Raw genomic sequence first — 14176 nt, forward strand, 5'->3', positions numbered from 1 at the left:
CACTGGTGAACGCGGTGCCTATTAACGTATTCTAACCTGTATTGTTATTAATCAACCTGAACTCAGGATAAATAGCCTCTAGAAAGCAAGTTGTTATCCAGAAGTTCAGGTTAGTCAATTTCGACCTTTTTACTGACACTTGGGCAGCGTTCCAAGGTGACTACAGACCCATCTGGAAACTCTTCTTCAAGTTTCACATCGAATTGCCACAACTGATATAGGTGTTTTAGTACCTCGGTGCGGCTATCAGCCAATGGTATTCTATGGTGAGGTTTGTATCTAAGGGTCAATGAACGATCGCCGCCCACATCTACACTATGCACTTGAATATCAGGCTCAAGATTACTTAAGTTGTATTGACGTGATAAAGACTCTCGAACATCTCTATAACCTTGTTCATTATGAATCGACTCGACATGAATGTAATTTTCTTTGTCGTCATCTTTGATATGAAATAGTTTTAAATCACGCATGACTTTAGGGGACAAGAATTGCGAAATAAAGCTTTCATCTTTAAAGTTTTCCATTGCAAAATGTAGTGTCTCTAACCAGTCAGAGCCAGCTATGTCAGGAAACCAGTGTTTGTCTTCTTCTGTTGGATGTTCGCAAATACGTCGTATATCTACCATCATGTTAAAGCCCAAGGCATACGGGTTTATGCCTGAGTAATAATTGCTGTTATAAGGCGGTTGATAGACTACATTGGTATGACTTTGCAAAAACTCCAACATAAATCTATCTGTGACTAAACCTTCATCGTACATGTGATTGAGTATGGTGTAGTGCCAAAAAGTAGCCCAGCCTTCGTTCATGACTTGGGTTTGTTTTTGAGGATAGAAATACTGCGATATTTTACGGACTATGCGCACAACTTCACGTTGCCACGGTTCAAGCATGGGCGCGTTTTTTTCTATAAAGTAGAGTAAGTTTTCTTGTGGTTCCTTAGGAAATCGAATGTTTTCAATTTCCGACTCTTTTGCTTTTTTCGGAATGGTTCTCCACAAGTCATTTACTTGGGACTGAAGATAAGCTTCACGTTCTTTTTGACGTCTTTGTTCTTCATGAATAGATATTTTTTGTGGGCGCTTATACCTATCAACCCCAAAATTCATTAAAGCATGGCAAGCATCAACGGTTTTTTCGACCTTGTCTATCCCGTATTTTTCTTCACACTCTGCAATATAATTTTTGGCAAATAAAAGGTAGTCAATAATTGAGCTTGCATCAGTCCAAGTGGTAAATAAATAATTGTTTTTAAAAAAAGAATTATGACCATAGCAGGCATGTGCCATCACAAGTGCCTGCATAGTAATGGTGTTTTCTTCCATTAGGTATGAAATACATGGATCGGAATTAATGACAATTTCGTAAGCCAGTCCCATATGGCCACGTTTGTAATTTTGTTGTGTTTGGATAAATTTTTTACCATATGACCAATGTGTATAGCCGATCGGCATACCTACGCTAGAATAGGCGTCCATCATTTGTTCCGCGGTAATAATTTCAATCTGATTAGGGTAAGTTGATAGTTTGTAATGTTCTGCCACACGTTTAATTTCAACATGGTATTGTTCTAACAGTTCAAAGGTCCAATCTGGCCCATCACTCAAGGTCTTTTTTGCTTCTGCCATAAACTCACCTTACTTGACCTGTTTTTTGAAAAGTTCTCTAAATACGGGATAAATATCGGATACTTCACGAATATGCTGAATGGCAAAGTTCTCGTGTTCTGCTGCCAATTGTTCGTACTCTCTCCATAAGCTCTGATGATTCCGAGCAGTGATTTCGATATAGGCATAATAGCGGACAAAAGGGATAATTTTATTGTTTAATAACTCACGGCACAAAGGAGAGTCATCAGCCCAGTTGTCACCGTCTGATGCCTGCGCTGCGTAAATATTCCATTCATGTGGCGAATATCTGTCAGCTACAATTTCTTCCATCAGTTTTAAAGCGCTGGAGACAATAGTGCCACCCGTTTCTTGTGAGTAGAAAAATTCTTGTTCATCGACCTCTTTTGCCTGAGTGTGATGACGAATATATACAACTTCGACATTTTTATAAGTGCGGGTTAAGAATAAATAGAGCAAAATATAAAAGCGTTTAGCCATATCTTTGGTGGCTTGGTCCATTGAACCAGATACGTCCATTAAACAAAACATTACAGCTTTGCTGGTGGGGACGGGTTGTTGTTCATAGTTTTTATAACGTAAATCAAACTCGTCGATAAATGGCACTTTTTTTATACGGGCTTTAATTTCTTCGATTTCTTGCTCTAAAATCTTAATGTCTGCTTGGTTTTCGTCAGGATCTGCTAACAGCCGTTCCAGCTCGGCCTGAGCCGCTTTCAGTTGCTTTTTATGCTTGCCCGCCATCGCAGTTCGTCGTGCCAATGAGTTTTTTAAAGAGCGAACAATATCTATGCTTGAAGGGTTGCCATCAGCCTTAAAACCCGCGCGCACGGTTTTATATTCAGTTACTTTAGCAAGTTGATTTTTCTTTAAATTCGGCAGCTCTAAATCTTCAAATAAAATATCTAAATATTCGTCTTTTGATATTTGAAAAACAAAGTCGTCTTCACCTTCACCGTCTTTGCTTGCTTGGCCTTCGCCTGCACCTCCGCCTTGGCCTGACGGTGGACGTTGAATTTGATCGCCTGGTTTAAATTGGTCATTGCCAGGGTGAACCATATCGCGTTCACCACCTTTTCCTTGATGGAAAAAGGGCTCAGATACATCCCTTTTGGGGATACTGACACTTTCGCCTGAATCTATATCAGTTACACTACGCTTGTTTATTGCGTCCGATACTGCTTCTTTAATTTGCTGATTGTATCGGCGCAGGAAACGGCGACGGTTTACTGTGCTTTTATTCTTTGCGTTTAGACGTCTGTCGATAAAATTCGCCATACAATCCTCACTACTTTACAGTCTGTCTATGGTGTAAAAAGCTAAGCCTGATTGTCAGGCTTAGCTCAGCTTATTTAACACCATTTTTATGATGATTTACGCACGCGTAGATACCATTCAGACAATAGTCTAACCTGTTTACGTGTATAGCCTTTTTCCATCATGCGCGCGACAAAGTCATCATGTTTTTTCTGATCTTCCGATGAGGTTTTAGCATTAAACGAAATAACCGGTAACAGCTCTTCGGTATTCGAGAACATTTTTTTCTCGATAACGGTTCTGAGTTTTTCGTAGCTAGTCCAACTAGGGTTTTTGCCAGAGTGTTTCGCTCGAGCTCGTAAAACGAAATTGACGATTTCATTGCGGAAGTCTTTCGGGTTACTAATACCAGCTGGTTTCTCAATTTTTTCTAGCTCATTATTTAGTGCGCTGCGGTCAAACAACTGACCTGTTTCAGGATCGCGATATTCTTGATCTTGAATCCAAAAATCAGCATAGGTGACATAGCGGTCGAAAATATTTTGGCCATACTCTGAATATGATTCTAGGTAGGCTGTTTGAATTTCTTTACCGATAAACTCGATATATTTAGGTACTAAGTAGCCTTTTAGAAACTCAAGGTATTGTTCAGCAACGTCCGCAGGAAATTGTTCTCGCTCTATTTGTTGTTCAAGCACGTAAAATAGATGGACTGGGTTGGCAGCTACTTCACTGTGATCAAAATTAAAAACTCGGGATAAAATTTTAAAGGCGAAACGAGTTGATAAACCATTCATCCCTTCGTCGACACCAGCAAAGTCTCGATACTCTTGGTATGATTTTGCTTTTGGATCTGTGTCTTTTAAGCTTTCGCCATCATAGACACGCATTTTTGAAAAGATGCTCGAGTTTTCAGGCGCTTTGATCCGAGACAACACTGAAAATTGCGCTAAAGTTTCCAATGTGCCTGGGGCGCACTGTGCCGTAGCCAATTCACTGCTTTCAATCAGCTTAGTATAAATTTTTATTTCTTCTGAAACACGCAAGCAGTAAGGCACTTTAACGATATATACTCTATCTAAAAATGCCTCATTATTTTTATTGTTTCTAAAAGATTGCCACTCAGACTCATTTGAGTGGGCTAAAATAATACCGTCAAATGGCAGTGCAGACATGCCTTCTGTTGGATTGTAGTTGCCTTCTTGCGTTGCGGTTAATAACGGATGTAGTACCTTGATTGGTGCTTTAAACATCTCCACAAATTCCATGACCCCTTGGTTGGCGCGACATAACGCCCCAGAGTAGCTATAGGCATCTGGATCATGTTGTGCGTATTCGTCTAATCGGCGAATATCAACTTTACCAACTAGCGCGGAAATATCTTGGTTGTTGTCGTCACCGGGCTCAGTTTTAGCAACTGCTCTTTGATCCAACACTGACGGATATACTTTGACCACTTTAAACTGTGAAATATCACCGTTAAATTCATGCAGACGCTTACGCGCCCAGGGTGACATAATAGTTTTTATGTAGCGTTGCGGGATCTTGTATTCTTTTTCTAACAGCTCACCATCTTCGTTGACGTCAAACAAACAAAGTGGATGGTCGTTCACTGGAGAGCCTTTGATAATGTAGATTGGACATTTTTCTACTAAACTTTTAATTTTTTCGGCAAGAGAGCTTTTGCCGCCGCCAACTGGACCTAACAAATATAAAATTTGTTTTTTCTCTTCTAGACCTTGAGCGGCATGACGTAAGTAAGAAACAATTTGTTCAATTGCTTCTTCCATGCCATAAAATTCAGAAAAAGCTGGGTAACGTGCGATGACTCGATTAGAAAATATTCGACTTAACCTAGGAATTTGTGAGGTATCGACCATTTCGGGTTCGCCAATGGCCATCAGTAAACGCTCTGCTGCATTTGCATATGCGGTTTTATCCGTTTTGCAAAGCTCGAGAAATTCGTGAATTGAATATTCTTCTTCTTGTTTTAGTTCGTACCTTTGTTTGTAGTGCTCAAAAATACCCATAAAGGCCTCCAGCATAATGTCGCGAAACAAGATAATGAAATCAGATTGTTTGGTAACTTAAATTAAGCTTAGACCCAGTTTTAAAGTAACTACAAGAAAATAAAGTGAAAAAATCTGATTGACTTATCTAAGTCTATGTATCTAAAAGTCTAGCGACAATGAGGAGGGGTGTAGCTGAAAAGCAGCAAAGCACAAAGTGCTTTGCTTGGGGGGAAAATAGAATTAACCTAAGTTCTTTTCTACGAATTCCCAGTTTACAAGTGCCCAGAAAGCTTCTAAATATTTAGGGCGAACATTGCGGTAGTCAATGTAGTAAGCATGTTCCCATAAATCAACTGTTAGAAGTGGTGTTACACCTTCTTCAGTTAACGGTGTGCCGGCGTTTGAAGTGTTCACGATAGCTAATTGACCATCAGCTTTTTTCACTAACCAAGTCCAGCTTGAACCGAAGTTATTTACAGCTTTGTCATTCAACTCAGCTTTAAATGCTTCAAATGAACCAAATGCTGCATTGATTGCGTCAGCAACTTTACCAGTTGGCTCGCCACCGCCATTCGGGCTTAAGCAATTCCAGTAGAAAGTGTGGTTCCAGATTTGAGCTGCGTTGTTGAAAACACCGCCTTCAGAAGTTTTTACAATTTCTTCTAAAGATTTGGTCGCCAAGTCAGTACCTTCAACCAAACCATTTAATTTAGTTACATAAGTTTGATGATGCTTACCATAGTGGTACTCAAGGGTTTCAGCTGAGATATGTGGCTCTAATGCGTCTTTTGCGTAAGGCAATGCTGGTAATTCAAATGCCATGATATTTTCTCCGTTTGGCTCTAGTTGTAAACAAACTTTTTATCGTGACTCTTAAGGTAAGGTCAAATTGGACAATTCTCAAGGGGTAATCTGAAATACCGCCAACAATTTTCAACATTTAGTCGCTGAATTTCAGATTGCACTAGGGAGAAGCTCTATTTTTCGTTACAATAGCTTTAATTGAAAATCGACAAATTGGTGACATCATTATGGAAACAATTGAAAAAATTAAAACGCAAATCAGCGAAAACCCGATATTAATATACATGAAAGGTAGCCCTAAGCTACCAAGCTGTGGTTTTTCTGCGCAGGCTTCTCAGGCATTAATGAACTGTGGTGAACCGTTTGCGTATGTAGATATCTTACAAAACCCTGACATTCGTTCAGAACTGCCAAAGTACGCAAATTGGCCAACATTCCCACAACTTTGGATTGAAGGTGAGTTAATCGGTGGCTGTGACATTATCTTAGAAATGTTTCAAAAGGGTGAGTTACAACCACTAGTCAAAGAAACAGCAGCAAAACACAAAAAAGACGATTCAGAGTCGCAAGCTGAATAAGTTTAAATATGGACTAATCCATCTGAATTAGATTCGGATGGATTAGTTTCTCACTATTTTTTATCCTACCCCTTGTTCATTTGATAAAAAGTTACTACCATTCATATTGTTGATTGGCTTTGTTAAAACTATAATCTAAATGAATATTTCTAAAATTGATCTTAATCTGTTGATTTACCTAGATGTTTTGCTACGAGAGCAGAATGTAACACGGGCAGCCCAGCAATTAGGCATCACCCAACCTGCAATGAGTAATGGCTTAAAGCGTTTACGCGAGTTGTTAAATGATCCTGTTTTGGTGCGTACTTCTGATGGCATGTCACCAACCGAAAAAGCACGCCGACTGCAACCGACAGTCCGACGTATTTTGTTGGATTTAGAAGAAGCGTTGCAACCAACAGACCCATTTGATGCAGCAAGAAGTGAACGTGTATTTCGCATTATGGCAAGTGATTATGCGGCTTCGACTTTGCTACCAAAATTATTATCTCGTTTGCAAGAATTAGCGCCTAATGTCACGTTAGATGTAATGACACCTAGTGATGTAACTTTCCACGATGTGGAAGAGGGCAAGATAGACATGGCGATTAATCGGTTTGATGACTTGCCACTATCTTTCCACCAGAAGGTTATTTGGTCTGATAGTTTTGTTTGTTTAACTCACAAAGAAAACCCTGTTATCGAAAATTGGAATATAGACGCATACTGTAATGCTCAGCATATTTGGGTAAGTAAAACTGGTTTTGGTGTTGGTTTGGGGATGGACCCAACCGATATTCAAAAACTAGGCTGGGTGGATGAAAAGCTAGAAGAGATGGGTAAAAAACGTGAAATCCGAGTGTTTACTCGTAATTATCATGTGGCTATTCAACTGGCACTCGCGAAAAAAATGTTGGTTACTGTACCTCGCAGGGCAACAGCACATTATTTGCATGAGCCAAATATTGCGATTTTAGAACCACCGTTAGATTTACCTGAAATTAAACTAGATATGATTTGGTCGCCATTGTTACATCATGACGCAAGCCACATATGGCTGCGCCGTTTAATTAATGAGGTTGCAACTAGTTAATTTTAAATTTGGCAACAGATGCCACCAACTCATCTAAGCTTGTATTCAATTTAGTTGATATTGCTTTATTGGTGGCAGCCATACTATGAATTTCTACCGCCAAATCCCTAATGTTAGTCACGTTGCGACTTACTTCTTCGGTTACAACATTTTGTTCTTCAACTGCTGATGCTATGTTGGTATTCATATCTGATATCGCATTTATCTCCGACGATATTTGTTGCAACATCTGACTTGCAGACTGAACCTCTGCGACGGATTTTTCACTATCGGTTAAGCAGCTTTGCAGGGTAGAAACTATACTGCCACAGCGAGTTTGCAGGCCAGCAATGTTGTCTTCAATTTGTTTGGTCGACTCTTGTGTTCGCATCGCTAAATTTCTAACTTCGTCTGCAACTACTGCAAACCCTCTACCTTGTTCTCCAGCTCGAGCGGATTCAATCGCTGCATTTAACGCAAGCAGGTTGGTTTGTTCGGCAATGTTGCGAATGACTTCGATGATATTTCCAATAGTTTTGCTGTCTTCATCTAGCTGAAGGATTTCTGCATTGGCATCGCCAACTCGACCAGATAAATTTTGGATAGATAGCGCAGTATTTTCGACTTGGTTTTTTCCCTCGTTAGCAAGAGATGCTGTATTTGACGCGTTGGAAGCTGCCTGCTCTGTGTTGCGAGAAATCTCAGCCACAGTTGATTGCAGTTCATTCGTTGAGGTTGCAGAAAGGTCTGCTTCATCTTGTTGGGTTTGTGTTGCTGACTGAGTCTTTATTGTCATACTGTTGAGATCGGTTGATGCAGATTCAAGCAACTCTGTAGCATGATTGATATAATTTATCGCTTGGGCAAAGTCAGACTGAAGCGCATTAAAATTTTGTGCTAAATAACTTATTTCGTTTTTTCCTTGAATGTTCGTTCGAATCGTTAAGTCGTTATTTTTACGAACTTCGTCAATTGATAGATACAATTGATTGATCGGTTTGACGATTAGGTTTGATAAAAATAACCCCAAGAAAAAAATGATGACAATAAATACGGTTGAAATAGCAACGGTAAAATAGAAAATATTTTGTTGTTGGTCGCTAATGACTGAACGAGTTTCATTTTTAAGTCGTTGTAATACTTGTAAAGTATTGTCAGATACACCCTGCATAGTTCCTAACAATCCTGAGCTCGAGTTCAGTCCAAGTTTTGACTGTGCCGCGACAAACTTATCGAAATAGGCGGCATAGTCTTGTATCAAGCTAGCAACTTTGCTTTTGACGTCGTTGGGGATTGGGGATGCTTCTAACTTGTTTAAGAATACATCTATGTGATCATTAAATTTATCAAGATACTTTGTATCAAAACGCAGCATAAAATCTTTTTCAGCTCTTCTAAGCTGCAACATTTGGCTAAGCAGTTCGTACTCGTTTAATGCCTTTACTTCACTTTCTACATTGTGAACCGCTTGGCGCAGTGAACCATAATGGCCTGATTTAGGATCTAAACCAATGTTTGTTTGATGTGAAACAATTTGCGTAAATAAATTGCTGTACTCACGCATGTTATTGCGGAATACTTGCAATACATCTGTTGGCAAGTCTTGTTGCTCAAACATGCTTTCCAAGGTACTGGTTTTATTCGATAAATTTTTTGAGGCTGCGATAAAGTCATCAGAGTAAGACAATTGCTTTTCAGTTTGGAATTTGTTGGCCGTGAAACGCAAAGTCTGGACATCTGTCTCTAGTTCAGCTAACTGCACTAAGGTATGATTTAATTTTCCAAGTTTTTCAAACTCGATAAAAATGAAAGCGACAAGTGTGATCACGCCAACTAGGGTGATGCCGATATTTAGATAACTGCGGGATTTAATTGAAAGGTTATCAAACAGAACCATGTCCAAGCCATCTCCATGTTGGTATTGTTTTAAAAAAAAACAGTTAAAGGTAAGTATAGCAGTGAATTGTGACAACGATATATTTATAACAGTAGAGCAAGCATTAATCAGAATGACCCAAGCGATACAACCTAGGCTGCAGGTGGAAGAAATTCCACTAGAGCAAGCTTTAGGTAGAATATTAGCTGAAACAATTCGTTCGCCGATAAATGTACCTGCATATGATAACTCAGCTATGGATGGATATGCACTAAATTTATCGAATGCAGCAGCGCAAAGTCGCTTTGATGTGGTGAGCCAGATATTAGCGGGTAAACCAGACGACACTCAGTTAAAGGAAGGGCAGTGCGCACGTATAATGACCGGTGGTAAAATACCACAAGGTTGTGATGCAGTTGTGATGCAAGAAAACACTAATATAGTCACAGATGACGTGATTGAACTGACAACAAATGTGGCTCACGGGGCGAATATCCGAAGAAGTGGTGATGATATTCGTTTGGGTGATACAGTGCTTGAGTCAGCTAGAAGTTTGACGCCCATTGATATTGGTTGCTTAGCTTCGTTGGGCCTGCAGACTGTTAAAGTTTACCAGAAAATAACTATAGGCTTATTTACCACAGGAGATGAACTCGCTCAGCCTGGTGCGCCTCTGCTGCCAGGGCAGATCTACGACAGCAATCGACCTATGTTAAAGGCATTATTGGCTAAAGCTGGTTTTAATATTGTTGATTTGGGTGCAATAGACGATGAACTTGAAAAAATTACCCAAGCTTTAGATTTTTTAGCACATCGGTGTGATGCTATTATAACTTGTGGGGGGGTGTCGGTAGGTGTTGCGGATTATACCGGCCAAGCGTTCGCAAGTTTAGCTGAGATTGATTTTTGGAAAGTCGCAATGAAGCCAGGTAAACCATTTGCATTTGGCAGGCTTAAAAAAGATTCTCGCTGTGTATATTTCTTTGGCCTGCCAGGCAATCCTGTGTCGGCAGCGGTAACCTATGAGTTATTAGCTCAACCTATGTTGAAGTATTTAAGCGGAGTTGACCAAGGACAGCGGACGCACTTGAAGTTACCTACGGAGCAAGCTATCAAAAAACGACCTGGTCGCAAAGATTTTCAAAGAGGCGTGCTGGTCAAAGACTCAAACGGGGTTCCGATGGCGGTTGTACCGTTTGCAAAACAAAGCTCTGGTGTACTGTCTGAGCTATCACAAGCGGATTGTTTAATTGTATTGGAAAAAGAGCGAGGGGCTGTTGCCAAAGGTGAGCATGTTCTTGTTATGCCGTTAACCAAAGCAAATTTGTGAGACGCAGATAACAGATTTTAGGCAAATTAATTTTGAAGCAATTTTTTTAACTGCTACATTTAAATTTATGTGTTGTTAATGTGTTTGAACGCAAATTTTCATTTTATTGCAAAGTGTTTGCTTTAAGTTAGCGAAAACGGACGTTTAAACTGATGAGTTTCACGGAATATTAATTGCTAGTCTGATACAGGATAAGAACAATGAAAATGCCTAACAAACTGAAATCTAATCTTGCTTTGTGTGTGGCTATCGGATTGTTGTCTGGATGTTTTGGTGGTTCGAGTAATACGCCGAAGCCGACGCCAACACCGACTCCAACACCGACTCCAACACCGACGCCGACTCCGACGCCGACGCCAACTCCGACCCCAACACCGACTCCGACGCCGACGCCGACACCAACACCGACGCCAACACCAACACCGAGTGCTCAAGTATCAGGTATTGCCGCCAAGGGCATTATTAAAAATGGTGTGGTCACTTTATTTAGAGTTGAAGCTGACGGTTCGTTAGGCGCTCAGTTGCAGACTAACCCTTCTCCGATTGAAACCAATGCGAAAGGGCAATATAGCGCTGAAATTGTTGAAGACTATGAAGGTGCGATTAAAATTGAAGTAACCCGAAACGATGATACTCGTATGGTCTGTGATGTGGTAGAAGGCTGTGGAGATGGTATTGAATTCGGTGATGAGTTGACTTTGGACAGTACGTTCAAACTTTCAGCAGTAACCAAAGCAAAGAAAGAGCAAGGTCAAGACAAAGCTGTTGTCGAAACTAACGTCACCCCATTAACAGATATTGCTGCGGCCATTTTTGCGGAGACGGTCGCAAACGCTGGTAGTACTCAAGTTGACCCTGAAGATGTAGTTAAAGCTGCGAATAAGCAAGTCGCTGAAATTTTTAAACTGGGCGATGGTGTTGATGTTTCAGAAATTCCTGTCATTGATATCACAGATCAAGATGAAATTGAAAAAGCAGATGCTGAGTCTTTCCAAGCCGCGGCAGTGGTCTCTGCTATCGCAGCAAAAGCAGTTAAGTCTGAAAACTTGACGGTATTTTTAGAAGAAGCAGCCAAAGACATTGCACAGAATAAAGGTACTGTCAAAGCAAAAGCTGCAGCTGCTGACGCTGATAAGTTTAAGATTACCTTAGAAGACACTGTCGAGCAGGTGAAAAACCTAAATGATAATCTACAAACTAAGATTAAAGAAAAAATTGAGCGTTCAACAGATCTAACTGACGAGGAAAAACAACAAGCTAAGGATAAAGCAGATCAAGCATTCCAAACCAATGATCAAATTAGTGCTGCCGCTACAGGATATGTAGCTGATACTGAAGAAGTTATAGAGCAGGCGGAACAAAATCAAACTGACCGAGCAGGTGACGCGCTGGAAGTAGACGATATTGAGCCTGAACCAACCGGACCTGTCATTGTTGGTAAGCTGTTTGTTGATACTAAGAAACTTGATGAAGACGGAGAAATTACCTTTGATCCGTTAGAAAATGATACGCTTCGAGTTGAGAATGATACCTCTGCTGTCGCGACGCTAGATAGCATAACGACTGCGCAATCTGGTACTGCAACCATTGTGGATGGCAAAGTTAAATATGTTCCTAATGCCGACTTCCATGGTGCAGATACAATTGACTATACGGTCAAGATTTTAGATGAAACTCGTACCGGTAAAATTATATTTACGGTAAGACCACTACGCGACACTATGGATCACAATGTTGACTTAGATGAAGACAATACACATGTGCAGGCGATAGCGAGTCACACCATAGACAATATTCAAAGTGTGGTTATTTCAAAGCAACCTGCACACGGCACAGCGAGTGTCTCAATGAATGAAGATAGCAGTCGCTATCGCATATCTTATACACCTGATGCAGATTTTAATGGTGATGACACCTTGGAATTTGCAGTAACAACAAATGTTGTGCTTGAAGGTGGCAGTAACGAAGTAGAAACTGGTTCAATTAATTATAAGGTCAAATCCTTTGCAGACGCGGTCGACGATTCGATTGATGCGCTACAGTATGTATTTAAAGACGGTATTGACTTAACGGCAAATGACAAATTTTCAGGTGCAGTTGCAACAGTATCCTTGTTAGATGGCAACACAGCGGTGCAATCTTTATCGACTTCGTTGGCAAATATTATAATTGAAAGTGACAACACCCTAACTTATCAACCTTTAGATGGTGTATCTGGCTCTGAGGAGTTTACCTATCAGGTCACGACTGAAACTGGGGCTGTCGAAACAGCTAAAGTAAAAGTTGATATTGCAGAAAATGGCGCGACTCAACGAGCCCTTGCAATGGTTGACGATATCCGTACTTGGGGCGCTTATATGTTCCCGGATAAGTTCACTGGACCAAGAGACTTAGTCGATGACACTGAGCAGCTGTTTGATGCAATTGATGCTGCTATGCCAGTGTTTGCAGATGAAGTTGCAGAGTTGGAAATGATAGGTGATGTTGCATCATTATTAGAAGCTATCACAGATGATGTTATTGACGACAACACTGATTTGTCAATTTTTGAAACAGCAGATCTTGCTCTATATGATGACTCTTTCACTGGTAAAGTGGAAGTTGTCGAGCTAATGGATGGTCAGGCTAGCTTTGAGGTTGACCTTGAACAGGATGGCGTGACCCTGAAAGGTAAATTGACCTTGATGCTACCTGATGAAGAAAATGACGCAACGGTTGCGGAAAAAACTCTATCTCTGGAGCTGAATGGACAGTTAGATGCAGGTACAACGACCATTGATATCTCTGAAGGTTTGATTGCAGTGCTAATTGCAGGTGCAGACCATTCGACAGAAGAGCAAAACGAAGTGTTGAGCATTGACTTTGAGCTTATGGTTGAGCTAATGCAAGATAGCCTTGCAAATGAAGTTGATGACAAAGTGACATTTACTGGTGAGTTGAATGCAACTGTTGTTAAAGGCCAAGAGTTTACCGTGATCAACCATGATACAGATGATGGGGTAAGTGAAACAGAAGTGTTTGATTTATATTTACCTTCTCGAATTCATGCTAAAGGTGCATTCTTAGTGAATGATACAGATGAGTTTGATGCTTCGTTATTAATCATGGTTGCGAATGCCAAAGAGCACAAATTGGCACAACCCATCGAAATTTACGATTTAAGTGAAGAAGATGTTGACGGTAAAATTGAGGATGAAGACAACTGGCTGAACGTAACTGGTACCTTAAGTTTTTATGCAAATCCTTCGGTGCAACAGCAGGGTGAAATCCAGTTAACAGTTCGTCGTGTTGCATACGATGAAGTTGAAGTTGATGTTGAGCTATCTGATAACAATAGCGAACTGCACATTATGCTTGATTCGGACAGCGACGGTGATTTAATCATTCGTAATAGTTTTGATGTACAAAACGGCAACGGATTGGTGATTGAGTACAACGAAGATGGTATTGGTGAAGTCGATGATTCAGACCCTGATGCAGCGAAAATTGTGGCAATTATTCGTGACACGCGTGACAACAACAGAATACTTGCGACATTTGAGCAGTCGGGTGACTTAGTAACGGTTTTCTATACTGAAACAAACAAGTTTGAGACGCTTTACTAACAGACACTTGATTCAGGAAAAAGGGGGCAATC

The 14176-nt window shown here is 40.4% G+C and carries 9 protein-coding genes; 4 read left to right on the plus strand and 5 right to left on the minus strand.

All coding sequences use genetic code 11. The features are described 5' to 3' along the window. Positions 1–110: 110 nt before the first annotated feature. From DS2_RS10110 to sodB, 4 genes are all read right to left on the minus strand, one after another. Positions 111–1631 carry a SpoVR family protein gene (locus DS2_RS10110; protein WP_035014639.1) on the minus strand — a complete coding sequence of 507 codons (1521 nt, stop codon included), beginning with the start codon at positions 1629–1631 and terminating at the stop codon, positions 111–113. Between the two features lie 9 nt (positions 1632–1640). Then, positions 1641–2909 (minus strand): YeaH/YhbH family protein, encoded by a 1269-nt coding sequence (locus tag DS2_RS10115; RefSeq protein WP_035014640.1) that lies wholly within the window; start codon positions 2907–2909, stop codon positions 1641–1643. Between the two features lie 86 nt (positions 2910–2995). After that, the gene (locus tag DS2_RS10120) at positions 2996–4918 is read right to left on the minus strand and encodes a PrkA family serine protein kinase (RefSeq protein ID WP_035014641.1); all 1923 of its coding nucleotides are present in this window, start codon (positions 4916–4918) and stop codon (positions 2996–2998) included. A gap of 222 nt (positions 4919–5140) precedes the next feature. After that, positions 5141–5722: a superoxide dismutase [Fe] gene (gene sodB / locus DS2_RS10125; RefSeq protein WP_035014642.1), complete on the minus strand. Its 582-nt coding sequence runs from the start codon at positions 5720–5722 to the stop codon at positions 5141–5143. Between the two features lie 209 nt (positions 5723–5931). Between sodB and DS2_RS10130 the strand changes: the two genes are divergently transcribed. Both DS2_RS10130 and DS2_RS10135 read left to right on the plus strand, forming a co-directional pair. Continuing rightward, entirely contained in the window at positions 5932–6282 is a 351-nt protein-coding gene (locus tag DS2_RS10130) for a Grx4 family monothiol glutaredoxin (RefSeq protein WP_035014643.1), read from the plus strand. A gap of 139 nt (positions 6283–6421) precedes the next feature. After that, the gene (locus DS2_RS10135) at positions 6422–7354 is read left to right on the plus strand and encodes a LysR family transcriptional regulator (RefSeq protein ID WP_035014644.1); all 933 of its coding nucleotides are present in this window, start codon (positions 6422–6424) and stop codon (positions 7352–7354) included. Here the strand turns inward: DS2_RS10135 and DS2_RS10140 are convergent. Then, the gene (locus DS2_RS10140) at positions 7347–9230 is read right to left on the minus strand and encodes a methyl-accepting chemotaxis protein (protein ID WP_035014645.1); all 1884 of its coding nucleotides are present in this window, start codon (positions 9228–9230) and stop codon (positions 7347–7349) included. The two genes, DS2_RS10135 and DS2_RS10140, sit on opposite strands and share 8 nt — an antisense overlap. Positions 9231–9291: 61 nt before the next feature. Here DS2_RS10140 and glp point away from each other — a divergent pair, with 61 nt between their 5' ends. Both glp and DS2_RS20565 read left to right on the plus strand, forming a co-directional pair. Then, entirely contained in the window at positions 9292–10539 is a 1248-nt protein-coding gene (gene glp, locus DS2_RS10145; RefSeq protein ID WP_035014677.1) for a gephyrin-like molybdotransferase Glp, read from the plus strand. Between the two features lie 200 nt (positions 10540–10739). Continuing rightward, positions 10740–14144: an Ig-like domain-containing protein gene (locus DS2_RS20565; RefSeq protein ID WP_035014646.1), complete on the plus strand. Its 3405-nt coding sequence runs from the start codon at positions 10740–10742 to the stop codon at positions 14142–14144. Positions 14145–14176: the final 32 nt, after the last annotated feature.

Source organism: Catenovulum agarivorans DS-2 (assembly GCF_000568405.1).
GTDB classification, from domain to species: Bacteria; Pseudomonadota; Gammaproteobacteria; order Enterobacterales; family Alteromonadaceae; genus Catenovulum; species Catenovulum agarivorans_A.